This is a genomic window from Candidatus Methylomicrobium oryzae (genome assembly GCF_016745425.1).
Taxonomy (GTDB): Bacteria; Pseudomonadota; Gammaproteobacteria; order Methylococcales; family Methylomonadaceae; genus Methylomicrobium; species Methylomicrobium oryzae.
The window spans coordinates 94,823-120,650 of sequence record NZ_JAERVK010000001.1; the positions used below are offsets into that span (position 1 = coordinate 94,823).

General features: G+C 52.2%; 33 protein-coding genes. All 33 read left to right on the top strand.

Annotated features, from left to right (window positions below; all coding sequences use genetic code 11):
* Nucleotides 1-5 precede the first annotated feature (5 nt).
* The 33 genes from rpoB to JJL52_RS00655 all read left to right on the top strand — a co-directional run bounded on the left by rpoB (nucleotide 6) and on the right by JJL52_RS00655 (nucleotide 25,806).
* Nucleotides 6-4,082 (top strand): DNA-directed RNA polymerase subunit beta, encoded by a 4,077-nt coding sequence (gene rpoB, locus JJL52_RS00495; RefSeq protein ID WP_202050433.1) that lies wholly within the window; start codon nucleotides 6-8, stop codon nucleotides 4,080-4,082.
* A gap of 80 nt (nucleotides 4,083-4,162) precedes the next feature.
* Entirely contained in the window at nucleotides 4,163-8,368 is a 4,206-nt protein-coding gene (rpoC, locus tag JJL52_RS00500) for a DNA-directed RNA polymerase subunit beta' (protein WP_202050434.1), read from the top strand.
* 189 nt (nucleotides 8,369-8,557) lie between these two features.
* Nucleotides 8,558-8,935, top strand: a complete 378-nt coding sequence (gene rpsL, locus JJL52_RS00505; protein WP_005373976.1) for a 30S ribosomal protein S12 — start codon at nucleotides 8,558-8,560, stop codon at nucleotides 8,933-8,935.
* A 14-nt stretch (nucleotides 8,936-8,949) separates the two neighbouring features.
* Entirely contained in the window at nucleotides 8,950-9,420 is a 471-nt protein-coding gene (rpsG, locus tag JJL52_RS00510; RefSeq protein WP_202050435.1) for a 30S ribosomal protein S7, read from the top strand.
* 27 nt (nucleotides 9,421-9,447) lie between these two features.
* Nucleotides 9,448-11,550 (top strand): elongation factor G, encoded by a 2,103-nt coding sequence (fusA, locus tag JJL52_RS00515; RefSeq protein ID WP_202050436.1) that lies wholly within the window; start codon nucleotides 9,448-9,450, stop codon nucleotides 11,548-11,550.
* Nucleotides 11,551-11,576: 26 nt separating this feature from the next.
* Nucleotides 11,577-12,767 (top strand): elongation factor Tu, encoded by a 1,191-nt coding sequence (gene tuf / locus JJL52_RS00520; protein ID WP_202050437.1) that lies wholly within the window; start codon nucleotides 11,577-11,579, stop codon nucleotides 12,765-12,767.
* A gap of 6 nt (nucleotides 12,768-12,773) precedes the next feature.
* The gene (gene rpsJ, locus JJL52_RS00525) at nucleotides 12,774-13,085 is read left to right on the top strand and encodes a 30S ribosomal protein S10 (RefSeq protein ID WP_005373966.1); all 312 of its coding nucleotides are present in this window, start codon (nucleotides 12,774-12,776) and stop codon (nucleotides 13,083-13,085) included.
* 19 nt (nucleotides 13,086-13,104) lie between these two features.
* The gene (gene rplC, locus JJL52_RS00530) at nucleotides 13,105-13,755 is read left to right on the top strand and encodes a 50S ribosomal protein L3 (protein ID WP_202050438.1); all 651 of its coding nucleotides are present in this window, start codon (nucleotides 13,105-13,107) and stop codon (nucleotides 13,753-13,755) included.
* Nucleotides 13,756-13,758: 3 nt separating this feature from the next.
* Nucleotides 13,759-14,379 (top strand): 50S ribosomal protein L4, encoded by a 621-nt coding sequence (gene rplD, locus JJL52_RS00535; RefSeq protein ID WP_202050439.1) that lies wholly within the window; start codon nucleotides 13,759-13,761, stop codon nucleotides 14,377-14,379.
* Nucleotides 14,376-14,675, top strand: a complete 300-nt coding sequence (rplW, locus tag JJL52_RS00540) for a 50S ribosomal protein L23 (RefSeq protein ID WP_202050440.1) — start codon at nucleotides 14,376-14,378, stop codon at nucleotides 14,673-14,675. The genes rplD and rplW overlap by 4 nt, the downstream gene beginning before the upstream one ends.
* Nucleotides 14,676-14,715: 40 nt before the next feature.
* Complete coding sequence (rplB, locus tag JJL52_RS00545) at nucleotides 14,716-15,543, top strand: 50S ribosomal protein L2 (protein ID WP_202050441.1); 828 nt, start codon at nucleotides 14,716-14,718, stop codon at nucleotides 15,541-15,543.
* Nucleotides 15,544-15,555: 12 nt separating this feature from the next.
* A complete protein-coding gene (rpsS, locus tag JJL52_RS00550; RefSeq protein ID WP_005373958.1) occupies nucleotides 15,556-15,828 on the top strand; it encodes a 30S ribosomal protein S19 in 273 nt (90 codons plus the stop codon).
* A gap of 7 nt (nucleotides 15,829-15,835) precedes the next feature.
* A complete protein-coding gene (gene rplV / locus JJL52_RS00555) occupies nucleotides 15,836-16,171 on the top strand; it encodes a 50S ribosomal protein L22 (RefSeq protein ID WP_005373955.1) in 336 nt (111 codons plus the stop codon).
* A gap of 8 nt (nucleotides 16,172-16,179) precedes the next feature.
* Complete coding sequence (rpsC, locus tag JJL52_RS00560; protein WP_005373954.1) at nucleotides 16,180-16,851, top strand: 30S ribosomal protein S3; 672 nt, start codon at nucleotides 16,180-16,182, stop codon at nucleotides 16,849-16,851.
* Nucleotides 16,852-16,870: 19 nt separating this feature from the next.
* Nucleotides 16,871-17,284, top strand: a complete 414-nt coding sequence (gene rplP, locus JJL52_RS00565; protein WP_005373952.1) for a 50S ribosomal protein L16 — start codon at nucleotides 16,871-16,873, stop codon at nucleotides 17,282-17,284.
* A complete protein-coding gene (gene rpmC / locus JJL52_RS00570; protein WP_202050442.1) occupies nucleotides 17,284-17,475 on the top strand; it encodes a 50S ribosomal protein L29 in 192 nt (63 codons plus the stop codon). The genes rplP and rpmC overlap by 1 nt, the downstream gene beginning before the upstream one ends.
* Nucleotides 17,476-17,477: 2 nt before the next feature.
* Nucleotides 17,478-17,741 (top strand): 30S ribosomal protein S17, encoded by a 264-nt coding sequence (gene rpsQ / locus JJL52_RS00575; RefSeq protein ID WP_202050443.1) that lies wholly within the window; start codon nucleotides 17,478-17,480, stop codon nucleotides 17,739-17,741.
* A 38-nt stretch (nucleotides 17,742-17,779) separates the two neighbouring features.
* Complete coding sequence (gene rplN / locus JJL52_RS00580) at nucleotides 17,780-18,148, top strand: 50S ribosomal protein L14 (protein ID WP_202050444.1); 369 nt, start codon at nucleotides 17,780-17,782, stop codon at nucleotides 18,146-18,148.
* A 14-nt stretch (nucleotides 18,149-18,162) separates the two neighbouring features.
* Entirely contained in the window at nucleotides 18,163-18,480 is a 318-nt protein-coding gene (gene rplX, locus JJL52_RS00585; RefSeq protein WP_202050445.1) for a 50S ribosomal protein L24, read from the top strand.
* A 12-nt stretch (nucleotides 18,481-18,492) separates the two neighbouring features.
* On the top strand, nucleotides 18,493-19,032 hold the full coding sequence (gene rplE, locus JJL52_RS00590; RefSeq protein ID WP_202050446.1) for a 50S ribosomal protein L5: 540 nt from the start codon (nucleotides 18,493-18,495) through the stop codon (nucleotides 19,030-19,032).
* Between the two features lie 12 nt (nucleotides 19,033-19,044).
* Complete coding sequence (gene rpsN / locus JJL52_RS00595) at nucleotides 19,045-19,350, top strand: 30S ribosomal protein S14 (RefSeq protein WP_202050447.1); 306 nt, start codon at nucleotides 19,045-19,047, stop codon at nucleotides 19,348-19,350.
* Between the two features lie 29 nt (nucleotides 19,351-19,379).
* Nucleotides 19,380-19,775 (top strand): 30S ribosomal protein S8, encoded by a 396-nt coding sequence (gene rpsH, locus JJL52_RS00600; protein WP_202050448.1) that lies wholly within the window; start codon nucleotides 19,380-19,382, stop codon nucleotides 19,773-19,775.
* A gap of 12 nt (nucleotides 19,776-19,787) precedes the next feature.
* The gene (gene rplF, locus JJL52_RS00605) at nucleotides 19,788-20,321 is read left to right on the top strand and encodes a 50S ribosomal protein L6 (protein WP_202050449.1); all 534 of its coding nucleotides are present in this window, start codon (nucleotides 19,788-19,790) and stop codon (nucleotides 20,319-20,321) included.
* Between the two features lie 9 nt (nucleotides 20,322-20,330).
* Nucleotides 20,331-20,684 carry a 50S ribosomal protein L18 gene (gene rplR / locus JJL52_RS00610; protein ID WP_202050450.1) on the top strand — a complete coding sequence of 118 codons (354 nt, stop codon included), beginning with the start codon at nucleotides 20,331-20,333 and terminating at the stop codon, nucleotides 20,682-20,684.
* 9 nt (nucleotides 20,685-20,693) lie between these two features.
* Nucleotides 20,694-21,203: a 30S ribosomal protein S5 gene (rpsE, locus tag JJL52_RS00615; RefSeq protein WP_005373935.1), complete on the top strand. Its 510-nt coding sequence runs from the start codon at nucleotides 20,694-20,696 to the stop codon at nucleotides 21,201-21,203.
* Nucleotides 21,204-21,206: 3 nt separating this feature from the next.
* Nucleotides 21,207-21,392, top strand: coding sequence for a 50S ribosomal protein L30 (rpmD, locus tag JJL52_RS00620; RefSeq protein ID WP_005373933.1), 186 nt, complete (start codon nucleotides 21,207-21,209; stop codon nucleotides 21,390-21,392).
* Complete coding sequence (gene rplO / locus JJL52_RS00625) at nucleotides 21,392-21,826, top strand: 50S ribosomal protein L15 (RefSeq protein ID WP_202050451.1); 435 nt, start codon at nucleotides 21,392-21,394, stop codon at nucleotides 21,824-21,826. Before rpmD ends, rplO begins: the two co-directional genes overlap by 1 nt.
* Before the next feature lie 6 nt (nucleotides 21,827-21,832).
* Nucleotides 21,833-23,149: a preprotein translocase subunit SecY gene (secY, locus tag JJL52_RS00630; protein WP_202050452.1), complete on the top strand. Its 1,317-nt coding sequence runs from the start codon at nucleotides 21,833-21,835 to the stop codon at nucleotides 23,147-23,149.
* Between the two features lie 30 nt (nucleotides 23,150-23,179).
* Nucleotides 23,180-23,293, top strand: a complete 114-nt coding sequence (rpmJ, locus tag JJL52_RS00635) for a 50S ribosomal protein L36 (protein ID WP_202050453.1) — start codon at nucleotides 23,180-23,182, stop codon at nucleotides 23,291-23,293.
* Between the two features lie 77 nt (nucleotides 23,294-23,370).
* Nucleotides 23,371-23,727 (top strand): 30S ribosomal protein S13, encoded by a 357-nt coding sequence (gene rpsM / locus JJL52_RS00640; protein WP_202050454.1) that lies wholly within the window; start codon nucleotides 23,371-23,373, stop codon nucleotides 23,725-23,727.
* 21 nt (nucleotides 23,728-23,748) lie between these two features.
* Nucleotides 23,749-24,135, top strand: coding sequence for a 30S ribosomal protein S11 (gene rpsK, locus JJL52_RS00645; protein ID WP_202050455.1), 387 nt, complete (start codon nucleotides 23,749-23,751; stop codon nucleotides 24,133-24,135).
* An 18-nt stretch (nucleotides 24,136-24,153) separates the two neighbouring features.
* Nucleotides 24,154-24,774 carry a 30S ribosomal protein S4 gene (gene rpsD, locus JJL52_RS00650; RefSeq protein ID WP_202050456.1) on the top strand — a complete coding sequence of 207 codons (621 nt, stop codon included), beginning with the start codon at nucleotides 24,154-24,156 and terminating at the stop codon, nucleotides 24,772-24,774.
* A gap of 21 nt (nucleotides 24,775-24,795) precedes the next feature.
* The gene (locus tag JJL52_RS00655; protein ID WP_202050457.1) at nucleotides 24,796-25,806 is read left to right on the top strand and encodes a DNA-directed RNA polymerase subunit alpha; all 1,011 of its coding nucleotides are present in this window, start codon (nucleotides 24,796-24,798) and stop codon (nucleotides 25,804-25,806) included.
* The last annotated feature ends 22 nt before the right edge of the window (nucleotides 25,807-25,828 follow it).

The following is a 25,828-nucleotide window of genomic DNA, read 5'->3' on the forward strand; positions in this document are numbered from 1 at the left end:
TCGATATGTCCTACTCTTTTACCGAAAAAAAGCGTATCCGTAACAATTTTGGCAAAAGTACCGAAGTACTTGACGTGCCATATCTCTTAGCCACCCAGATTAACTCATACGCCAGTTTCCTGCAATCCGGCGTTTCCCCGCAGCGGCGTGCCAATATGGGGCTGCATGCGGCTTTCTCCAGCGTATTTCCGATTGAAAGCCACTCCGGCTATGCCGTGCTGGAATATGTCAGCTACCGCTTGGGCGAGCCTGTATTCGATGTCCGTGAATGCCAGCAGCGCGGTGCGACCTTTGCGGCGCCGCTAAGAGTCTTGGTTCGGCTGGTTATTTACGACAAGGATGCGCCTGCAACCGCTAAAGTGGTAAAGGACATTCGTGAACAGGAAGTTTATATGGGCGAACTTCCTTTAATGACCGAGAACGGGACATTTGTGATTAACGGCACCGAGCGGGTCATCGTTTCGCAATTGCACCGTTCGCCCGGCGTGTTCTTCGATCACGACAAGGGCAAAACCCATTCGTCTGGAAAGCTGTTATTCAATGCGCGCATCATTCCTTATCGCGGCTCCTGGTTGGACTTCGAGTTCGACCACAAGGATTGCGTGTATGTGCGTATCGACCGCCGCCGTAAAATCCCGGCAACCATCTTGCTTAGGGCACTGGGCATGGATAACGAAGAAATCATCAAGATCTTCTTCGAAACCAACAAATTTACGATCGACGCCGATCAGGTGCTGTTCCATATCGTGCCCGAAAGAATGCGTGGCGAAATTGCAGCATTCGATATCAAGCACGGCGACCAGGTGATTGTCGAAGAAGGCCGCCGCATTACCAGCAAGCATATCCGCCAAATGCTGGCGGCGGGCCTGACCCAAGTTGCGGTACCGAAAGACTATCTGGTCGGCAAGATTCTTGCCAATAATATTATTGACCATTCGACCGGTGAATTGCTGGCCAGCGTTAACGACGAGCTGACGCTTGCCGCGATCGAGCGCTTCATTGAGCATGGCATCACCGAGATCGACACGCTGTTTGTGAACGACCTGGACAGAGGGCCTTACATTTCGAATGCTATGCGTCTGGACGTCACTACCAACCAGATGGAGGCTTTGGTCGAAATTTACCGGATGATGCGTCCCGGCGAGCCGCCGACCAAAGAATCGGCTGAAAATCTGTTCCAGAATCTGTTTTTTACCGACGAACGTTACGACTTGTCGACAGTCGGTCGGATGAAATTCAACCGCCGTCTGGGCCGAACCGAAATTGTCGGACCCGGCACACTGAGCAAGGAAGACATCATTGATGTCCTGAAAGAACTGATCGATATCCGGAACGGCAACGGCAATGTCGACGACATTGACCATTTGGGCAACCGACGCGTACGATCGGTCGGCGAAATGATCGAAAACCAGTTCCGGGTCGGCCTAGTGCGCGTCGAGCGCGCGGTCAAGGAGCGCTTGACCCTGGCTGATTCCGAAGGCCTGATGCCGCAGGAAATCATCAATGCGAAACCGGTTTCTGCTGCGGTCAAGGAATTCTTCGGCTCGAGCCAGTTATCGCAGTTCATGGATCAGAACAACCCGTTGTCGCAGGTGACTCACAAGCGCCGGGTTTCGGCTCTGGGGCCGGGCGGTCTGGCGCGCGAGCGAGCGGGTTTCGAGGTGCGCGACGTCCACACCACGCATTACGGCCGGGTTTGTCCGATCGAAACGCCGGAAGGGCCGAACATCGGTCTGATCAACTCGTTGTCGGTTTATGCCCGCACGAACGAATACGGCTTCCTGGAAACACCTTACCGTAAGGTGATCGACGGCAAAGTCACCGATCAGGTTGATTATCTCTCCGCGATCGAGGAGGGTGAGTACGTGATCGCGCAGGCGAGCGTACCTGTCGATGAAAACGGCAGGCTGATCGAAGGTCTGGTGTCGTGCCGACACAAAGACGAGTTTACGCTGGCGATGTCTGATACCGTGCAGTATATGGACGTGTCTTCGAAACAGATCGTGTCGGTCGCGGCTTCGATCATTCCGTTCCTCGAACACGACGACGCGAACCGTGCGTTAATGGGTTCGAACATGCAGCGTCAGGCCGTGCCGACCTTGCGCGCCGAAAAACCGCTGGTCGGCACCGGTATGGAACGGACCGTCGCGAAAGACTCCGGCGTGGCCGTGGTGGCGACGCGCGGCGGCAGCATCGAAGCGATTGATGCGGCTAGAATCGTGGTGCGTGTGAACGACACTGAAACCGAAACCGGTGCGCCGGGTGTCGATATTTACAATCTGACCAAATATACGCGTTCGAACCAGAATACCTGTATCAACCAGAAGCCACTGGTCAAGCCGGGCGATATCGTGAAGGCAGGCGATATTCTGGCCGATGGCCCTTCGACCGATCTCGGCGAGCTGGCGCTCGGCCAGAACATGCTGGTCGCATTCATGCCGTGGAACGGCTATAACTTCGAAGACTCGATTCTGGTTTCCGAACGCGTCGTAAAGGAGGATCGCTTCACTACGATTCACATCGAAGAAAAAACCTGCGTCGCACGCGATACCAAGCACAGCCCGGAAGAGATTACCGCCGATATTCCGAACGTCAGCGAAGAAGCGTTGTCAAAGTTGGATGAATCCGGAATCGTCTATGTCGGCGCTGAAGTGAAGCCGGGCGACATTCTGGTCGGTAAGGTGACGCCGAAGGGCGAAACCCAGCTGACGCCGGAAGAAAAGTTGCTGCGCGCGATTTTCGGCGAGAAGGCGGCGGATGTGAAGGATACTTCGTTGCGCGTGCCGAGCAGCATCGAAGGCACCGTGATCGACGTGCAAGTCTTTACTCGCGACGGTGTTAAGAAAGACAAGCGCGCGCTGGAGATCGAAGACGCTGAAATCAAGCGTTACCGGAAAGACTTGGACGACCAGCTGAAAATCCTGGAAGGCGATATCTATGCGCGGATCGCCAAGGCGATCACCGGCAAGACCGCCCAATCGGGCCCTGGGCATTTGAAGGCCGGCAGCGAGGTGACCGCGGATTATCTGGCCGGATTGAAACATTCGGACTGGCTGAAGATCCGAATGAAAGACGAAGATATCAACGTGCAGATCGAAGCGGCGGCCGAACAAATCGAGCAGCAGCGCAAGGCGTTCGATGAAAAGTTCGAGAACAAGCGCAGGAAGATCACGATGGGCGACGATCTGCCGCCCGGCGTATTGAAAATGGTCAAGGTGTACCTGGCGGTCAAGCGGCGCATCCAGCCGGGCGACAAGATGGCGGGCCGGCACGGAAACAAAGGAGTTATCTCGATGATCCGACCGGTCGAGGATATGCCTTATACCGCCGACGGCAATCCGGTCGATATTGTGTTGAACCCTCTCGGCGTACCGTCGCGGATGAATGTCGGCCAAGTGCTCGAAACGCACTTGGGCTGGGCCGCGAAAGGGCTCGGCATCAAGATCGGCAAGATGCTCGAAGCGAAAGCCAAGATCAACGAGATTCGCGAGTATCTGGACAAGATTTACAATTCGAGCGGTCGGCAAGAAAATCTGGACTCCTTCTCGGATAAAGAGATTCTGGAATTGGCCCAAAATCTGATCGGCGGCGTGCCGATGGCGACGCCGGTCTTCGACGGTGCGACCGAGGAAGACATCCGTACCATGCTCAGGCTGGCGGATCTGCCGGAACACGGGCAGACCGTGCTGTACGACGGCCTGACAGGGGAAGCGTTCGAACGCGAAGTGACGGTCGGCTACATGTACATGCTGAAGCTGAACCACTTGGTCGACGACAAGATGCATGCGAGATCGACCGGTCCATACAGCTTGGTTACGCAACAGCCGCTGGGCGGCAAGGCCCAGTTCGGCGGCCAGCGTTTCGGGGAAATGGAAGTCTGGGCGCTCGAAGCTTACGGCGCGGCTTATACCTTGCAGGAAATGCTGACCGTCAAGTCCGACGACGTGACCGGCCGGACGCGGATGTACAAGAACATCGTCGACGGCGACCACAAGATGGATGCCGGCATGCCGGAATCGTTCAACGTATTGATCAAGGAAATCCGCTCATTGGCGGTCAATATCGAATTGGAACGCGATTAAACGCCAGCTTGGCGTATAACCGGTAGCCTGTCCCGGAACCCAGCTTCCGGGACTTATTTAAATTTAAAGAGGGTAAACTCTTGAAAGATTTAATGAATTTTTTGAAGCGTCAAGGCCGGGCCGAAGATTTCGACGGCATCCGGATTGGCTTGGCATCTCCCGATATGATCCGTGCCTGGTCCTATGGGGAAGTCAAAAAACCTGAAACGATCAACTACCGCACCTTTAAGCCGGAGCGCGACGGCCTGTTCTGCGCGAAGATTTTCGGGCCGGTCAGCGACTATGAATGTTTGTGCGGAAAATACAAGCGCCTGAAGCACCGCGGCGTGATCTGCGAGAAATGCGGCGTTGAAGTGACGCTGTCGAAAGTCCGCCGCGAGCGGATGGGCCACATTGAGCTGGCGAGCCCTGTTGCGCACATCTGGTTCCTGAAATCGCTGCCGTCGCGGATTGCGCTGTTGCTCGACATGACGCTCCGTGAGATCGAGCGCGTACTGTATTTCGAATCCTTCGTGGTACTGGATCCGGGCCTGACGCCGCTGAACAAAGGCCAGTTGTTGACCGACGACGAATACCTTGATGCGGTCGAGCTGCACGGTGACGATTTCGTTGCGAAAATGGGTGCCGAAGCGATTTACGACTTGCTCAAGGCAATCGACCTGAAGGAAGAGGTCAATGTGTTGCGCGAGGAAATCAATTCGACCAATTCCGAAACCAAGATTAAGAAATATTCGAAGCGCCTGAAGGTGATCGATTCCCTGCTGAGTTCACGCAACCGGCCGGAATGGATGATCCTGAAGGTGCTGCCGGTACTGCCACCGGAGCTGCGTCCCTTGGTGCCGCTCGACGGAGGCCGTTTCGCGACATCCGATCTGAACGATTTATATCGCCGCGTGATCAACCGGAACAACCGCTTGAACCGCTTGCTGGATCTGAATGCGCCGGACATCATCGTGCGCAACGAAAAGCGGATGCTGCAGGAATCGGTCGATGCCCTGCTCGACAACGGCCGCCGCGGCCGGGCGATTACCGGCACCAACCGGCGTCCTTTGAAATCCCTGGCCGACATGATCAAGGGCAAGCAGGGGCGTTTCCGGCAGAACCTGCTCGGGAAACGGGTCGACTATTCCGGCCGGTCGGTAATTGTGGTCGGTCCGACCTTGCGCCTGCATCAGTGCGGTCTGCCGAAAAAAATGGCGTTGGAATTGTTCAAGCCTTTTATTTTCAGCAAGCTGCAGTTCCGCGGCCATGCGACCACGATCAAGGCGGCCAAGAAGATGGTCGAGCGCGAAGGCGCCGAGGTTTGGGATATTTTAGAGGAAGTGATTCGCGAGCATCCGATCCTGCTGAACCGCGCGCCGACCCTGCACCGTCTGGGTATTCAGGCGTTCGAGCCGATTCTGATCGAAGGCAAGGCGATCCAGCTGCATCCTTTGGTCTGTAGCGCGTTCAACGCGGACTTCGACGGCGACCAGATGGCGGTGCACATTCCGCTGTCGCTCGAAGCGCAGCTCGAAGCCAGAACGCTGATGATGGCGACCAACAACATCCTCTCGCCCGCGAACGGCGAGCCGGTAATCAATCCGTCTCAGGACGTGGTGTTGGGGCTGTATTACATCAGCCGGCAAAAAGTCAATGCGAAAGGCGAAGGCGGCATCTTCGTTAGCGTCGGTGAACTACAAAAAGCGCTGATGGAAAAAACGGTGGAACTGCAGTCGAAGATTCAACTGCGGATCACTGAAAGAACCAAAGCCGAAAACGGAGAAATCACCGAGAAAACCCATCGCGTCGAAACCACGGTCGGCCGCGCACTGATCTGGGACATCGTGCCCGAGCTGATGCCGTTCGAATTGGTCAACTGCGACATGACCAAAAAGAACATCTCGCGCCTGATCAACTACTGCTACCGCTACCTCGGCAACAAGGATACGGTTATCCTGGCGGATCAGCTGATGTATCTCGGTTTCCGTTACGCGACGATCGCCGGCGTGTCGTTCGGTGTCGAAGACATGGCGATTCCGGCTAAGAAAGTCGACATCATTACGGCCGCCGAAGCGGAAGTCAGCGAGATTCAAAGCCAGTATGCGTCAGGTCTGGTTACCGACGGTGAACGTTACAATAAGGTTGTCGACATCTGGTCGCACGCAAACGATCAGGTTGCTAAGGTGATGATGGATGGCCTCGGTGAAGAGTCGGTGGTTAATTCTGAAGGGCAAACGGTTAAGCAAAAATCGTTCAACTCGATCTTCATGATGGCCGAATCGGGCGCGCGGGGTTCCGCGGCGCAGATTCGTCAGCTGGCGGGGATGCGGGGATTGATGGCGAAGCCGGACGGTTCGATTATCGAAACTCCGATCACTGCAAACTTTCGCGAAGGGCTGGACGTATTGCAATACTTCATTTCAACCCACGGTGCTCGGAAGGGTCTGGCTGATACGGCGTTAAAGACCGCGAACTCGGGTTATCTGACCCGCCGTCTAGTCGACGTCGCTCAGGATCTGGTGATTACCGGTGACGATTGCGGTACCGAAAATGGTTTGATCATGATGCCGATCATCGAAGGCGGCGATGTTGTGGAACCTCTGTCCGAACGTGTGTTGGGTCGTGTCGCGGCAAAAGACGTGATGGATGCGAGCGGCGAAAAAGTGGTCGTTCCGGCCAATACGCTGTTGAACGAACATTGGGTCAACGTGCTCGAAGAGCAGAGCATCGATCAGGTGCTGGTGCGTTCGATCATTACCTGCGAAAGCCGTTACGGTGTGTGTGCGGCCTGCTACGGCCGCGATTTGGGGCGGGGGCATCTGGTCAATATCGGTGAAGCGGTCGGCGTTATCGCGGCGCAGTCGATCGGCGAACCCGGTACGCAGTTGACGATGCGGACCTTTCACATCGGCGGCGCGGCTTCCCGGTCTGCGGCGATCAGTAACGTACAGGTCAAATCGTCCGGTACGGTAAGATTGAGCAATCTGAAGTCGGTTTTGAACCGCGAAGGCAATCTGGTCGCGGTTTCGCGTTCCGGTGAAGTCGGCGTGGTCGACGATTACGGCCGTGAGAGAGAGCGCTACAAGATTCCATACGGCGCGGTGCTGTCGGTGCAAGAAGGCGGTCGCGTGAACACAGGCGACATTATCGTCACCTGGGATCCGCATACGCATCCGGTTATTACCGAAGTGGACGGTGTCGTCAAACTGGAAAACTTCCATGAAGGCGTGACCGTACAAAAAATCTCGGACGAAGTGACCGGTTTGAGTTCGTTGGTGGTTACCGATCCGAAGCAGCGCGGCAGTGCGGGCAAGGAATTGCGTCCGATGGTTAAACTGGTGGGCGTCGCCGACGAAGCGATCTTTTTGCCGGGAACCGAAATTCCTGCGCAGTACTTTCTGCCTGCCGGTGCGATCGTCGGCATCAAAGACGGCGGCGAGGTGAAGGTCGGTGACGTGTTGGCCAGAATTCCGCAAGAGTCTTCGAAAACCCGTGACATTACCGGCGGTCTGCCGCGCGTTGCTGACTTGTTTGAGGCCCGCAAGACCAAGGATCCGGCAATTTTGGCCGAAACGAGCGGAACCGTGTCTTTCGGCAAGGAAACCAAAGGCAAGCAGCGCGTGATCATTACCGATACGGCCGGCGAACAGGTGGAAACCCTGATTCCGAAGTGGCGCCATATCACCGTATTCGAAGGCGAATATGTCGAAAAGGGTGAAACGATTGCCGAAGGCGAGTTGACTCCGCACGACATTCTGCGTCTGCGCGGTGTTGAAGAGCTGGCGAATTATCTGGTTAAAGAAATTCAGGATGTTTACCGTCTGCAAGGGGTAAAGATCAACGACAAGCACATCGAAGCCATCATTCGCCAGATGCTGAGAAAAGTCGAGATTACCGCTTCCGGCGATACGTCCTTCCTGAAAGGCGATCAGGTCGAGCGCGCCGCGTTGCGTGAAGAGAACGACCGCATGGAAACCGAAGGCAAAATTCCGGCCAGCTATGAACCGGTCTTGTTGGGCATCACCAAGGCTTCATTGGCAACCGAATCATTCATTTCGGCGGCATCGTTCCAGGAAACAACACGTGTATTGACCGATGCGGCGGTTCGCGGTTTGAGCGACAGTCTGCAAGGGTTAAAAGAAAACGTGATCGTGGGCCGATTGATTCCGGCGGGAACCGGTTTGGCTTATCACGAAAACAGGAAGAATCGCGCTGCGCAGTATCAGGTAGCCGAATCCGAAGCGGCATCGGCGGTCGATGCGAGCGATGTGGAAGAGGCTCTCAAACAGGCGCTGAATCTGTAAGTACCGAGTTAAATTACATTTTAATGTAAATTCGTCTTGACCTGGCCAAACTTTGTCAGTATCATAAACGGCTAACATGAACTAACGTGATTGGTCAGGTCGAAAAAACCGATAACCGCCGGCCCGCTAAAGCCAGGCGGTTATTTTTTTATAATCTGGCAGTTAATTGATATCGGAGTAATTAGAAAAATGGCCACGATCAACCAATTGGTCCGTAAGCCACGTGCCAAGAAAATCGAAAAAACCAATGTTCCAGCATTGGAAGCCTGTCCGCAGCGTCGGGGGGTTTGCACGCGTGTTTATACCACTACACCTAAGAAACCGAATTCGGCGCTGCGTAAAGTGGCGCGGGTTAGGTTGACCAACGGCGCTGAAGTCAGCAGCTACATCGGCGGCGAAGGTCACAACCTGCAAGAGCACTCTGTGGTTTTGATTAGAGGTGGCCGGGTCAAGGACTTGCCAGGCGTGCGTTATCACGTCGTGCGCGGCAGTCTCGATACTTCTGGTGTCAATAACAGAAAATGCGGTCGCTCCAAGTATGGAACCAAACGGCCGAAAGGCAAATAACAGGTTGATAAGCTATGTCTAGAAGAAGAGTTGCTACCAAAAGAGAAATCATTCCGGATCCGCGTTACGGCAGTGTGATGCTGAGCAAGTTCATGAATATGATCATGGAAAGCGGCAAGAAATCCATTGCGGAAAGCATCGTTTATGGTGCTCTGGATGTGATCGAAAGCAAAGGTCATGGCGAGCCTCTGGATGTTTTGTCTAAAGCGCTTGAAAATGTACAGCCGCGCGTCGAAGTGAAATCGCGCCGCGTGGGCGGTGCGACCTATCAGGTGCCGGTTGAGGTGCGTCCATCTCGCCGTGTGGCATTGGCGATGCGCTGGTTGATCGACGCGTCGCGTAAAAGAAATGAAAAGAACATGCCGGCCAAATTGGCGGGCGAATTAATGGATGCCTACGAAAATCGTGGCGCTGCAGCGAAGAAGCGGGAAGATACGCACCGTATGGCGGAAGCGAACAAGGCATTCTCGCATTATCGTTGGTAATCGATTACTGCAGATCGTAATTTAGCCGTGGCTCGCAAGACTCCGATAGAACGATACCGTAATATCGGTATCATGGCCCATATTGATGCAGGAAAAACAACAACAACGGAGCGGATCCTCTATTACACCGGTGTGTCGCATAAGATAGGCGAGGTGCATGACGGGGCCGCGACGATGGACTGGATGGAGCAGGAGCAGGAGCGCGGGATTACGATCACCTCTGCGGCGACAACCTGCTTTTGGTCCGGAATGGAAAAGCAGTTTCCGCAGCACCGTATCAACATAATTGATACACCTGGGCATGTCGATTTCACGATTGAAGTCGAACGTTCGCTCAGGGTTTTGGATGGAGCCTGTGCGGTTTTCTGTGCGGTAGGCGGGGTCGAGCCTCAGTCGGAGACGGTGTGGCGACAAGCGAATAAATATCATGTTCCCCGCTTGGTATTCGTGAATAAAATGGATCGTTCGGGAGCGAATTTCCTGCGGGTGATCGAGCAGATCAAGTCGAGACTGGGAAGTCTGGCTGTTCCCATGCAGTTGCCGATCGGTGCTGAAGACCGCTTCGAAGGCGTGGTCGATCTGATCAAGATGAAGGCCATCTACTGGGACGAATCCAACATGGGGATGACTTTTCAGGAAAAGGACATCCCGGTTGATATGCTGGAAGAATGCAAAGCCTGGCGTGAGCATATGGTCGAAGCCGCTGCTGAGGCCAGTGAAGAGTTGATGGAAAAATATCTGCTCGAAGAAGCGCTGACGAATGAAGAGATCAAGCAAGGCATCCGCCAACAGGCGATAGCCAATAAGCTGATGCCGGCTTTCTGCGGATCCGCCTTTAAAAATAAAGGCGTGCAGGCAATGCTGGATGCGGTAATCGAATACCTGCCGGCGCCAACCGATGTGATGGCGATTAAAGGTCATCTGGAGGACGAAGAAACCGAAGCGGAGCGACCGTCGAGCGATGAGGCTCCGTTTGCCGCTTTGGCTTTTAAAATCGCGACCGACCCCTTCGTCGGCGCCTTAACGTTTTTCAGAGTGTATTCCGGGGTGCTGAATTCCGGCGACAGTGTCTATAACTCGGTTAAAAAGCGCAGGGAGCGGATCGGCCGGTTGGTGCAGATGCATGCAAACAGTCGCGAAGAAATTAAGGAAGTTCGTGCAGGCGACATTGCAGCTGCAATCGGTTTAAAAGATATTACGACCGGCGACACCTTGTGCGATCAGGATCATAAAATCGTGCTGGAGCGGATGGATTTCCCGGAGCCGGTCATCTCTGTAGCGGTAGAGCCGAGGACAAAGGCCGACCAAGAAAAGATGGGCATTGCGCTCGGCAAGCTTGCCCAGGAAGACCCTTCCTTCCGCGTCAGAACGGATGAGGAAACGGGACAGATCATTATTTCCGGAATGGGAGAACTGCATCTGGAAATCATCGTCGACCGGATGCGCAGAGAATTTAATGTTGAAGCGAATGTCGGCGCGCCGCAGGTGGCCTACCGCGAAACCATACGAAAAGCGGTCGAACAGGAAGGTAAATTTGTAAGGCAGTCTGGAGGTCGTGGTCAGTACGGTCATGTCTGGCTAAAGATTGAACCTCAGGAAGCCGGTGCGGGCTACCAGTTCGTGAACGGCATTGTCGGCGGCGTGGTGCCGAAAGAATATATTCCTGCGGTCGATAAAGGCGTACAGGAGCAGTTGAAAAGTGGTGTGCTGGCCGGTTACCCGGTTCTCGATGTCAAGGTGACCTTGTTTGACGGTTCCTACCACGATGTCGATTCGAGCGAAATGGCGTTTAAAATCGCCGGTTCGATGTGTTTCCGTGAAGGCGCGAGAAAGGCGGATCCGGTCTTACTTGAGCCGATCATGAAAGTGGAAGTGATCACGCCCGAAGATTACATGGGCGACGTGGTCGGCGATATCAACCGGCGGCGCGGTGTGATCCATGGCATGGAAGATACGCCGTCAGGCAAGGCAATCAGCTGTGAAGTGCCGCTTGCCGAAATGTTTGGTTATGCGACCGATTTACGGTCGGCGACTCAGGGACGGGCGACATATACGATGCAATTTGAAAAGTACACTGAGGCGCCGGCAAGTATTGCGGATGCGATTATTAAAAAATCTTCATTATTTTGAATATTAAAGAAATAGGGTATTGACACATGGCCAAAGAGAAATTTTCCCGTAGCAAGCCACACGTAAATGTCGGCACGATCGGACACGTCGACCACGGCAAGACCACCTTGACCGCTGCTTTGACCAAGGTCATGGCGGAGCTGCAAGGCGGCGAAGTCAAAGCATTCGACCAAATCGACAATGCGCCGGAAGAGCGGGCGCGGGGGATTACGATCGCCACCTCGCACGTGGAATACCAATCTTCGACGCGCCATTATGCGCATGTGGACTGCCCGGGTCATGCCGACTACGTGAAGAACATGATCACCGGTGCCGCGCAGATGGACGGAGCGATCCTGGTGGTCTCGGCGGCGGACGGCCCGATGCCGCAGACCCGCGAGCACATCCTGTTGTCCCGTCAGGTCGGGGTGCCTTACATCGTGGTGTTCCTGAATAAGGCGGACATGGTGGACGATGCCGAGCTGATCGACCTGGTTGAAATGGAAATCCGTGAGTTGCTGGACCTGTATGAATTCCCAGGGGATGACACCCCGATCATCGTCGGTTCGGCGCTGAAAGCGCTGGAAGGCGACCAAAGCGAAGTGGGTGTGCCCTCGATTGTGAAGCTGGTTGAGGCGCTGGATACCTATATCCCGCTGCCGGAACGGGCCGTGGACGGCGCCTTCCTGATGCCGATCGAAGACGTGTTCTCGATCTCGGGTCGGGGTACGGTGGTGACCGGGCGGGTTGAGCGCGGCATCATCAAGGTCGGCCAGGAAGTGGAAATCGTCGGCATCCGTCCGACCCAGACCACCACCTGCACCGGTGTGGAAATGTTCCGTAAGCTGTTGGATCAAGGCCAGGCGGGCGACAACGTCGGCATCCTGTTGCGCGGCACCAAGCGCGATGACGTGGAGCGCGGCCAGGTGTTGGCGCAAAAAGGCACCATCAAGCCGCACAAGCAGTTCAAGGCGGAAATCTACGTGTTGTCCAAGGAAGAAGGCGGTCGTCATACCCCGTTCTTCGATGGCTACCGTCCGCAGTTTTATTTCCGGACCACCGACGTGACCGGTGCGGTCAAGCTGCCGGAAGGCACTGAAATGGTGATGCCGGGCGACAACATCGCGGTCGAAATCACCCTGATCTCGCCGATCGCAATGGACGAAGGGTTGCGTTTTGCAATCCGCGAAGGCGGCCGTACCGTCGGTGCGGGCGTTGTGGCTTCTATTATCGAGTAATAAACAATGTCAAATCAAACAATCAGAATCCGTTTGAAATCATTTGATCATAAATTGATCGATCAATCGGCTGGTGAAATAGTAGAAACTGCAAGAAGAACCGGTGCGCAAGTTAAAGGCCCGATTCCGTTGCCTACTAAAAAAGAACGGTTCACGATTTTGATCTCGCCGCATGTCAATAAAGATGCCCGGGATCAATACGAATTAAGAACCTATAAAAGATTGCTGGACATTGTAGAGCCTACCGACAAGACCGTTGATGCGTTGATGAAACTGGATCTTGCTGCAGGCGTGGATGTTCAAATTAAGTTGAATTAAAAGATAGAGGAATTGGCAGATGTCAATAGGTCTTATAGGTCGTAAGTGCGGTATGACCAGGGTTTTTTGTGAAGATGGCTCGTCTGTACCGGTAACCGTACTGCAGATCGACTCCAATCGGGTCACTCAGGTTAAAGGTATCGAAAGCGATGGTTATCGCGCTGTTCAGGTCACTGTTGGCGACGTGAAATCATCGCGAGTCAATAAAGCAATGGCCGGTCATTTTGCTGCGGCCAATGTGACGGCAGGTCGCGGTCTTTGGGAATTCAGGCTCGAAGACGGCGAAGGCGAGGGCATTTCTGTCGGTTCCGAACTGTCTTTGGATATTTTTTCCGCGGGTCAAATCGTGGACGTTCAGGGAACCAGTATCGGTAAAGGTTTTGCCGGGGCGATCAAGCGCCACAACTTTCATATGCAGGATGCTACCCACGGTAATTCGGTGTCGCACCGGGTGCACGGTTCGGTCGGTATGAACCAGACGCCGGGCCGCGTTTTTAAAGGCAAGAAGATGGCGGGTCATCTGGGTGCGGTCAAGACGACCGTGCAAAATTTGACCGTCCATGCGGTCGATGCCGAAAGGCGTTTGATTCTGGTTAAGGGCGCTGTGCCAGGCGCGAAGGGCGGTGATGTCGTGATCAAGCCCGCCTCGAAAATGAAAAATAAAGGTTAAGTTATGGGTTTGCAAGTACCTGCATTGAATGATCAAGACACGGCCGGCAGGGTCGAAGTCAACGAGGCCGTTTTTGGTCGGGATTATAACGAAACGTTGATCCACCAGATCGTTACGCGCTTTCTGGCCGCCAAAAGGGCCGGCACCAAAGCGCAAAAGACCCGCTCCGAAGTCAGTGGCGGCGGTATGAAGCCATGGCGGCAAAAAGGCACCGGTCGGGCGCGTTCGGGATCGACCCGCAGTCCGATCTGGCGTACCGGCGGGGTGGCGTTTGCGGCAAGACCGCGCAACTACGAGCAAAAGCTGAACAAGAAAATGTTTCGCGCGGGCATCCGTTCGATCCTGTCCGAACTGCTCAGACAAGATCGATTGGTCGTAGCGAGCGACATTTTGCCGACTTCGCCGAAGACGAAGGATTTTGCGGCTAAATTGCAAAGCTTAAATGCGCGCCGCATTCTGATCGTGGTTGATGCGGTCGATCAAAATTTGGCATTGGCTTCGCGTAATATCCCTTATGTGGAAGTGGTGGAAGCGAACAATCTGAACCCGGTGCTGCTGGTTTCGGCTGAAAAGGTTATTGCGACTCCGGGTGCGCTGAAAAAAATCGAGGAGCACTTAGCATGAGCACGCATCAAAATTATTTAACGACGGTCATTCGCGCGCCGATCATTTCCGAAAAAAGCACGCTGCAGGCCGAAGCGAACAAAATTATCGCGTTCAAAGTTCTGAAGCAAGCGACCAAAAAGCAAATCAAGGATGCGGTCGAATTGATGTTCAATGTCGAAGTCGACAACGTCAATGTCTTGAATGTGCAAGGCAAGCAAAAACGTTTTGGCCGTACCTTGGGTAAAAAATCGGATTGGAAGAAGGCGTATGTCAAGCTGAAACCCGGTCATGACATCGATTTTTCCGCGGCTTAATTCAACAGATACAAAGATCAATTAGGAAACGGTAGTTAACATGGCGATTGTAAAGTCAAAACCGACATCACCAGGTTCACGGTTTGTCGTACGGATCAAATCAGACGATCTGCACAAAGGCAAGCCGTATGCACCATTGCTGGATAAAAACAGCAAATCGGGAGGTCGTAACAACCAAGGGCGTATCACAACACGTCATGTCGGCGGTGGTCACAAGCAGCACTACCGTATTATTGATTTTAAAAGAAACAAAACCGACATTCCGGCCGTTGTCGAGCGCCTCGAGTACGATCCTAACCGTACCGCGAACATCGCTTTGGTCTTGTTCAAAGACGGTGAGCGCCGCTACATCATTGCACCGAAAGGTCTGGCTGCCGGTCAGGAAGTGCTGTCTTCCGAAACGGTGCCGGTCAAGCCGGGCAACTGTATGCCGTTGCGCAATATTCCGCTGGGCACCACAGTACACTGCGTCGAGTTGAAGCCGGGCAAAGGTGCCCAACTGGCAAGAAGTGCGGGTGCATCGGCGCAATTGGTTGCGCGCGAAGGCGCTCATGCTACTTTGAGGCTGCGTTCCGGCGAAATGCGTAAGGTACTGGCCGATTGCCGTGCGGTAATCGGTGAAGTCTCCAATTCGGAACATAACCTGGCTTCCTTAGGCAAGGCAGGGGCGAAACGTTGGCGCGGTATCAGACCGACCGTTCGCGGTGTGGTCATGAACCCGGTTGATCACCCGCACGGTGGCGGCGAAGGCCGTACTTCCGGCGGCAGACATCCGGTTTCGCCATGGGGTATGCCGACCAAGGGCTACAAGACTAGAAAGAACAAGCGGACTGACAATATGATTGTCAGACGCCGTAAGCAAAAATAGTGAGGAATTAGCGTGCCACGTTCAATTAAGAAAGGTCCTTTTGTTGATCACCACCTTATCAAGAAGGTGGAAGATGCGGTAAGCAGCAATAATCGGAAACCAATTAAAACCTGGTCCAGAAGATCGATGATAGTGCCCGAAATGTTGGGTTTAACCATTGCGGTCCATAATGGACGCCTTCATGTTCCGGTTCTCGTCTCCGAGAATATGATCGGCCACAAGCTTGGCGAATTTGCCCCAACTCGAACATACAAAGGCCATGTTGCCGACAAGAAATCCAAATAGGTGAGAGATGGAAACTAGTGCAAAATTAAGTAATGCGCCTTTATCGGCGCAAAAAGCCCGGTTGGTTGGGGATCAAATCCGCGGACTGCCGGTGGATCAGGCCTTGAACGTGTTGAAATTCAGCTCCAAGAAAGGCGCGGCGATCATGAAGAAAGTGCTTGAGTCCGCGATCGCGAATGCTGAAAACAATGACAGTGCCGATATCGATGAGTTAAAAGTGTCTACCGTTTATGTTGATGAAGGGGCGACCTTGAAAAGATTTAAGGCAAGAGCTAAAGGGCGTGCAAACCATATCCTGAAGCGGACCTGCCATATCACAGTTAAAGTCGCAGAGAAAGCATAGGGGTCACAATGGGTCAAAAAGTACATCCAGTAGGTATTCGCCTGGGTATCGTGAAGGACTGGAATTCCAGATGGTATGCGAATAACCAAGATTATTCGGTCTTCCTGCATCAGGATTTGCAAGTCAGAGACTACATCAAAAAGAAACTGGCGCATGCGTCGGTTAGCCGGATTCAAATCAATCGGCCGGCCAATAATGCGCACATCACGATTCACACTGCGCGTCCGGGTATCGTGATCGGCAAAAAAGGTGAAGACATCGAAATCTTGAAACAGGAAGTTTCGAAGATGATGGGTATTCCCGTCCAGGTTAACGTCGAAGAAATCAGAAAGCCTGAGCTCGACGCACAACTGGTTGCGGAAGGCGTCGCGCAGCAGCTTGAAAAACGGATCATGTATCGCCGTGCCATGAAACGCGCGGTAACCAACACGATGCGGTTAGGTGCCGAAGGCATCAAGATCAACGTCGGCGGCCGTCTGAACGGTGCTGAAATTGCTCGTAGCGAGTGGTACCGCGAAGGCCGTGTGCCGCTGCATACACTGCGCGCGGATATCGATTACGCGACTGCGGAAGCGAAAACCACTTACGGCGTGATCGGCATCAAAGTCTGGATCTTCAAGGGTGAAGTGTTCGACATGGATGCGCATCAGGCCGCGCTTAATTCTGAAACCAAAAAATAATAGTTGAAGGAACAGAGACATGCTTCAACCGAAAAGAACAAAATTTCGTAAACAGCACAAAGGCAGAAACAACGGTGTGGCTGTGCGGGGTTCATCCGTCAGTTTTGGCGACTTCGGATTAAAATCGATCACTCGCGGCCGTTTGACCGCACGTCAGATCGAAGCCGGCCGTCGAGCCATTACTCGTCACGTCAAACGGGGTGGAAAAATCTGGATCCGGGTCTTCCCAGACAAGCCGATTACGAAAAAACCTTTAGAAGTTCGTATGGGAAAAGGTAAAGGTAGTGTAGAATACTGGGTTGCTCAAGTCAGACCCGGTATGATGCTTTACGAAATCCAAGGTGTGAGTGAAGAACTGGCACGGGAAGCGTTTACCCTGGCGGCGGCAAAATTGCCATTGAAAACACTGTTTACCGCGCGGACGATAATGTAATGAAAGCAACAGAATTACGCCAAAAAAACCAAGACGAACTGAATTCGTTACTGCTCGATTTGGCGCGCGAGCGTTTTAATTTGAGAATGCAAAAAAGTACCGGTCAATTGTCCAAGCCTTCCGAAGTGAAACGGGTTCGCCGTGAAATGGCCCGGATTCAGACCGTTTTGAACGAAAAGAAAGGCGCATAAGTATGAGCGAAAATCAAACTAAAGTTCGGACGATCACCGGACGCGTTATCAGTAACAAGATGGATAAAACCATTACCGTTCTAGTCGAGCGGGTTGTAAAGCATCCTGTTTACGGCAAATACGTCAAAAGATCGACCAAGATGATGGCGCATGACGAAAATAACGTGTGCCAGGAAGGCGACGTTGTTTCGATTACCTCATGCCGTCCGTTATCAAGACACAAAACCTTCAAACTGGTAGAAGTTTTAGAAAGTGCTAATAAATAAGTAGCACGAACCTTATTTGAGAAAACTGGGAATTTATCATGATTCAGATGCAAACTAACCTTGACGTCGCCGATAACAGCGGCGCAAAAAAGGTCATGTGTATCAAAGTACTCGGCGGTTCGCACCGGCGCTATGCGAATATTGGCGATATTATTAAAGTCAGTATCAAAGATGCGATCCCGCGCGGAAGAGTAAAAAAAGGCGAGGTTTACAACGCCCTGGTAGTCCGCACCTGCAAAGGCGTGCGTAGATCCGATGGATCGGTCATTCGCTTCGACGACAATGCCGCCGTCATCCTGAACAATAACTTGCAGCCACTGGGCACCCGTATCTTCGGGCCGGTTACCCGTGAGCTCCGCGGTGAGAAATTCATGAAGATCATCTCACTCGCTCCTGAAGTGTTATAAGGTAGGGTTTGACGATGCAAAAAATTAAAAAAGGCGACGAAGTGATCGTTCGTACCGGCAAAGACAAAGGCAAGACCGGTCGCGTAAGCAAAATTTTGAAAGATGATAAAGTCCTGGTTGAAGGCATTAATCAAGCTAAAAAGAGTCAACGGCCAAATCCGAATGCGGGCGTGACGGGCGGCATTATCCCGAAAGACATGCCGATCCACATCTCCAATATCGGACTTTATAACCCTGCTACTAAAAAAGCGGAACGTGTCGGAATCAAACTTCTGGATAATGGCAAGAAAGTCAGATATTTCAAGTCCACGAACGAAGTTGTTGATGCGTAAGGTGTAAATATCATGGCCAGACTACAGACAGAATATAAAGAAAGAATTTTGCCTGCACTGATGCAGCAATTCGGCTACACGTCGATCATGCAGGCTCCCCGTATTACCAAAATCACCTTGAACATGGGTGTCGGCGAAGCGATTGCAGACAAGAAAATTCTGCAGGCAGCGGTTGCCGATATGGAAAAGATCTCCGGTCAAAAGCCGGTGATTACGTTAGCCAGAAAGTCGATCGCAGGTTTCAAGATCCGTGACGATATGCCGATCGGCTGCAAGGTTACTTTGCGCAGCGACAGAATGTATGAATTCCTGGATCGTTTGATTAATATTGCGATTCCGCGTATCCGCGACTTTAGAGGCTTGAATTCCAAGAGTTTCGACGGTCGCGGCAACTATTCGATGGGGGTGAAGGAGCAAATCATCTTCCCTGAAATCGATTATGACAAGATCGATATGTTGCGCGGTATGGACATTACCATTACGACCACTGCCCGGACCAATGAAGAAGGTCTGGCGCTGCTCAAACAGTTCAATTTTCCATTTAAGAATTAAGGCGATATTGGTATGGCGAAGAAGTCAATGATAGCGCGCGAAGACAAGCGTAAAAAGCTGGCGCAAAAATACGGCGTAAAACGCAAGTCTTTGAAAGAGACGATCAGAAACCCGAATTCAACGTTCGAAGAAAAAGAAGCGGCCCAGCTGCAACTGCAAAAACTGCCAAGAGACTCCAGCTTCTCTCGGGTGCGTAACCGTTGCAATTTGACGGGCCGCCCGCATGGTTATTACCGTAAGTTTGGTCTCAGCCGCAACAAGCTGAGAGAGGCCACGATGCGCGGCGACGTACCAGGTCTGGTTAAGGCCAGCTGGTAACTCTGCCGGATCATGTTTGGAGATTGAAAATGAGTATGACAGACCCTATTGCAGATATGCTGACCCGGATCAGAAACGGTCAAGCAGCTGGCAAAAAAATAGTTAAACAACCCTCTTCCAAGCTGAAAGTCGCGATCGCGAAGGTCTTGAAGGAAGAAGGCTATATTACCGATTACAGCACCGAAACCGTCGGCAATCACACTGAGATGACGATTGTGTTGAAATATTACCGAGGCACGCCTGTAATCGAAAGTATCAAAAGAGTTAGCAGACCCGGTTTGCGCATCTATAAGTCAAAAGATGAACTGCCAAAAGTGCTTGGCGGCTTGGGTATTGCTATTGTATCAACATCCAATGGTGTAATGACCGATCGAGCTGCTCGTGCAATTGGACATGGCGGTGAAGTGATTTGTACCGTTTGCTAATATAGGCGTGATATGTCAAGAATTGCAAAAGCCCCAGTGACGATTCCACAGGGCGTGGACGTCAAACTCGATGGCAACAACCTGACCGTCAAAGGAAGCAAAGGTGAGTTGTCTTATCAATTTAATTCCGCGATCGGCGTCAATTTTGTCGATAACACCATCCAAATGGAATGGAATAAAGACGACAAGGTAGCGACCGCACAAGCGGGCACTGCCCGTGCGCTCATCAGCAATATGGTGACGGGCGTATCTGCAGGCTATGAGAGGAAGCTGGCCTTGGTCGGCGTCGGTTACAGAGCGCAGGCGAAAGGCAGTGTCTTGAACCTGGCGTTGGGTTTCTCGCATCCGGTCGACTTTGAAGTGCCTGCGGGCATTGCCGTGGAAACCCCAAGTCAAACCGATATCGTAGTCAAAGGCACCGACAAGCAGCTGGTTGGTGAAGTGGCTGCGAAGATCAGAGCGTTTCGTCCGCCAGAGCCTTATAAAGGCAAAGGCGTTCGCTATGCGGATGAAAATGTCGCCCGTAAAGAAGCTAAAAAGAAGTAAGGTAGCGTGATGGAAAAGAAGAATAGTCGTATGAAGCGCGCATTGAAATTGCGCAGCAAAATCAAGAGACTGGGCACGACCCGTCTGTCGGTTCATAAAACGTCACAGCATATCTACGCCCAGATCATTAGCGGCGACGGTAACAGCACCTTGGCCAGCGCTTCGACCAATCAAGCAGTGATCAAGGCTGCGGTCGGCAGCACCGGCAATATCAAAGCCGCTGCCGAAGTCGGCAAAGTGATTGCCGAGCGTGCGTTGGCCGCCGGCATTACCGAAGTGGCTTTTGATCGTTCGGGTTTTAAATATCACGGCCGCGTGAAGGCGCTTGCAGAAGCTGCGCGCGAAGCCGGTTTGAAATTTTAGGGGATTACAATGGCAGCAGCACCTACACAAGGCAGCACTGACGGTCTGCAGGAAAAACTCGTTGCGGTTAGACGGGTGGCAAAAGTTGTTAAAGGCGGACGTGTTTTCGGTTTCACCGCATTGACGGTGGTTGGCGACGGCGAAGGCCGCGTTGGTTACGGCGTCAGCAAAGCGCGCGAAGTACCGATCGCGATTCAAAAATCGCTGGAACAAGCGCGTAAAAACATGCGTAAGGTTCCGTTGAAGGGCGATACCTTGCAATATCCGATCGTGAATACGACCGGCGCCGCGAAAGTTTTCATGCAGCCGGCTTCCGAAGGTACCGGTATCATCGCGGGCGGTGCAATGCGCGCGGTTTTCGAAGTCGTCGGCATCCACAACGTGTTGGCGAAATGCATTGGCACCAGCAATCCGATCAATGTGGTCAGAGCGACGATCAACGGATTGACCTCGATGCACAATCCGAATCATATTGCCGCGAAGCGTGGTTTGACGATTGAACAGATTTTGGGGCAATAAATAATGACCAGCAATAAACTCAGCGTCACGATGATTAAAAGCAAACACGGTCGTTTGCCAAATCACCAGGCATGTCTGAAAGGTTTAGGTTTAAGCAGAATCAACCAGACGGTTGAAGTGCTGAATACGCCCGAAAACCGCGGCATGATCAAGAAAATCGCTTACATGTTGAAAGTCGAGGAGCGGTAATGTTTTTGAATTCCATTCAAGCGAGCCCGGGTTCGCGTAAGAAAGCCAAGCGCGTCGGTCGCGGCATCGGCTCGACCCTGGGTAAAACCTGCGGTCGCGGTCATAAAGGTCAAAAAGCCAGAGCCGGCGGCTTTCATAAAGTCGGTTTCGAAGGCGGTCAGATGCCTCTGCAACGCCGTTTGCCGAAGGTGGGTTTCAAATCGCGGAAAGCGATGTTTACAGCCGAAGTTCGTCTCAACGAACTGAACGGTTTGCAAGCTGATGTGATTGACGTACAAACTTTGATCGACAGCAATATCGTTCCAGTTTTCACCAAAACCGTAAAAGTAATTAAATCGGGTGAAATTTCCCGCGCAGTTACCGTCAAGGGTTTGAAAGTGACGGGCGGTGCGCTGGCTTCCATCCAGGCAGCCGGCGGCAAAGCAGAGGAATAAACTCGTATGTCAAGAGACGAATCAGCCAATAAACCCGCCGGACTGTCTGAGCTGAAATCCCGGCTTTTGTTCGTTTTGGGTGCATTTTTCGTGTATCGGGTCGGTTCGCACATCCCGGTACCGGGCATTGATCCGAAAGCGCTGCAGATCATGTTCGAACAACAGAGCGGCTCGATCCTGGACATGTTCAACATGTTCTCGGGCGGTGCGTTGATGCGGTTAAGCCTGTTCGCTCTTGGCATCATGCCTTATATCTCGGCTTCGATTATCATGCAGATGATGACGATCATCATTCCTGCGGTCGAGCAGATGAAGAAGGAAGGCGAAACAGGCCGGCGTAAAATTTCGCAGTATACCCGTTACGGAACTGTGGCCTTGGCCTCGTTTCAGGCCATCGGTATTTCGGTTGCGTTGCAGAATCAGACCGCCGGCGGTCTTTCGGTAGTTATCAATCCGGGTATCGGCTTTATCGCGATTACCACGATTACCCTGGTGACCGGCACGATCTTCCTGATGTGGCTCGGCGAGCAAGTCACCGAGCGCGGTATCGGCAACGGTATTTCGATGATCATCTTTGCCGGTATCGTTTCCGGTTTGCCGAAAGCGGTGGGTGGAACTCTTGAGCTGGCTAGAACCGGCGAAATGAATGGGGCGTTCATCATTCTACTGTTTTTGATTACGATCGCAGTGACCGCGATCGTCGTTTTCGTCGAAAGAGGGCAGCGCCGCATCCTCATCAACTATCCGAAAAGACAGCAAGGACGCAAGATGTATGCCGGGCAAAACAGCTTTTTGCCTTTGAAGTTGAATATGGCGGGTGTTATTCCCCCCATTTTCGCATCGAGCATCATTCTGTTTCCGGCAACCGTTGCGAACTGGTTCGGAAACAGCGAAGGTTTGACCTGGCTGCGCGATATCGCGACGATGTTGTCTCCTGGGCAGCCTGTGTATGTGATGTTTTATGCGGCCGCGATTATTTTCTTTTGCTTTTTCTATACCGCCCTGGTATTCAACTCAAAAGAAACCGCCGAAAATTTAAAAAAATCAGGCGCCTTTTTGCCGGGCATTCGGCCGGGTATCCAAACAAGTGCTTATATCGATAAGGTAATGACCCGGTTGACATTAATCGGAGCTTTTTACATTACGCTGGTCTGTTTGTTGCCTGAGTTTTTGATTCTTTATTGGAACGTGCCTTTTTATTTTGGCGGTACATCACTTTTGATTATCGTAGTCGTGGTTATGGATTTCATTTCACAAATGCAAACCCATATCATGTCTCATCAGTACGAAGGTCTGATGAAGAAAGCCAACTTAAAAAAATAATTTAATTCAGTTTCCAATAGGAGTCATCCAATGAAAGTCCGTGCTTCGGTTAAAGCAATTTGCAGAAAATGCAAAATCGTAAAAAGAAATGGCGTCGTTAGAGTGATTTGTGAAGACGGCAATCACAAACAACGGCAAGGTTAATTATTATTTGTGCCGCAACTCAACGAGTGTTATAATTCGGCGCTTAACTCAAGAATAGAACTCAGGGGAATATCTACATGGCACGTATTGCCGGGATAAATATACCAGATCATAAGCATGCGGAAATTTCATTGACCGCAATCTATGGAATTGGCCGCAAGACAGCGCAGAATATTTGTGCTGAAGCGGGAATTTTGCCATCCGTTAAAATCAAGGAATTGTCCGAAGAGCAATTGGATACGCTTCGGAACATCATTTCCAAGATGACCGTCGAAGGCGACTTGCGTCGTGAAGTGTCGATGAATATCAAGCGTTTGATGGATCTCGGTTGCTATCGCGGGATACGGCATCGTCGTGGTTTGCCGCTCAGAGGACAAAGAACGAGAACGAATGCGCGTACTCGTAAAGGTCCCCGCAAACCGATTAAGAAATAATTCCCGGCAGAGGTTAAATAAATGGCTAGTCCAGCTCGTACCAGAAAACGCATTAAGAAAGAAGTCGCTGACGGCATTGCGCACGTTCATGCTTCATTTAACAACACCATTATTACAATTACAGACAGAAAAGGCAACACGCTGGCTTGGGCTACTTCCGGCGGTTCGGGCTTCCGTGGTTCGCGTAAGAGTACTCCGTTTGCGGCGCAGGTTGCTGCCGAGAAGGCGGGTACCGTCGCTCAGGAATACGGCATGAAAAATCTGGATGTGATGATCAAGGGCCCTGGCCCGGGTCGCGAATCTGCCGTTCGTTCCCTGAACAACTTGGGTTTCAAGATTACCAATATTGTCGACGTGACTCCGATTCCACATAACGGATGCCGTCCACCTAAAAAACGCCGCGTATAGTTTCTGGAGTTGTAAATCATGGCAAGATATCTCGGACCTACCTGCAAACTGAGCCGCAGAGAAGGAACTGACCTGTTTTTGAAAAGCCGGGGTAAATCCCTGGAAGGCAAGTGCAAGCTGGACCAAAGACCCGGCCAGCACGGTACCAAGCGCACCCGTAACTCGGACTATGCGATGCAGTTGCGTGCAAAGCAGCGGCTGCGCAGAATTTATGGTGTTCTGGAAAGGCAATTCAGCAATTATTATAAAATGGCCGACCAGAAAAAAGGTGCGACCGGCGAAAATTTGTTGAATTTGCTCGAATCACGCCTGGATAACGTTGTTTATCGAATGGGCTTTGCCTCTACCCGGGCCGAAGCGCGCCAATTGGTCAGCCATAAGGCTTTTCAGGTTAACGGGGCGGCTATTAATGTGCCTTCGTTTCAAGTTTCGCCAGGCGATGTAATTTCCGTGAAAGAGAAAGCCAAAAAGCAACAGCGTATTATCGATGCGCTGGCGGTCACCGAACAATATGGCTTTCCTTCATGGGTTGAGGTTAACTCTAAAACGATGACCGGTACTTTTACCTCATTGCCGGATCGCGCCGACTTGGGCAGCGATATCAACGAACAGTTGGTTGTAGAGTTGTACTCAAAATAATTACCATTCTGAGGGAATTAAATGCAGAATTCAATTTCTGGTTTGTTGAAGCCTCGTATCGTTGAGGTTATTAGTAAATCGAAGAATCATTCAAAGATCGTCATAGAGCCGCTCGAACGCGGCTTTGGTCATTCGATTGGCAATGCCTTGCGCCGTGTTTTGCTTTCTACGATTCCAGGATGCGCAGTAACCGATGTCGAGATCGATGGCGTACTGCACGAGTACACCACGATTGAGGGTGTTCAGGAAGATGTCATTGACATCTTGCTGAATTTGAAACAATTGGCGGTCATCCTGCATTCGCGGGATGAAGCCGTTTTGACCTTGTCGAAAACGGGTGCAGGCGCTGTTACGGCTGCCGACATTTCATTGCCTCATGATGCGGAAATCGTCAATCCCGATTTGGTGATTGCCAACATGACCCAGTCGGGGTCGTTGAATATGAAAATTCGCGTGCGCCGCGGCAGAGGCTATGAGCCTGTCAGTGTGCGCAGATCGCGCAATGACAGTACATCTGCGGTCGGCGCATTGCATGTGGACGCTTCCTACAGCCCGATTGTTCGCGTCGCTTATTCGGTCGAGAGCACCCGCGTCGAACAGCGCACCGACCTGGACAAGCTGATCATCGAGCTTGAAACCAACGGCACCGTCGATCCTGAGCAAACGATCAAATTGGCCGCGACCATTTTACATGATCAGTTGGCCGTTTTCGTCGATTTCGAGAAGGTGGCAGAGCAACCGGCTGAGGAAGTCCATATTCCGGAAGACAATTTCGATCCGATTTTGCTGCGTCCGGTCGATGATCTTGAATTGACCGTACGTTCGGCGAACTGTTTGAAAGCCGAAAACATATTCTATATCGGCGATTTAATTCAGCGCACTGAAGTCGAGTTGTTGAAGACGCCGAATCTGGGCAAGAAGTCTCTGACCGAGATCAAAGATATTTTGGCGCTAAAAGGGCTGTCGCTTGGTATGCGCCTGGAAAACTGGCCGCCGGATAGTCTGGCAGAGCATATTCATTCAAGCAATTAACATCCATATAGCTAGGTCCCAA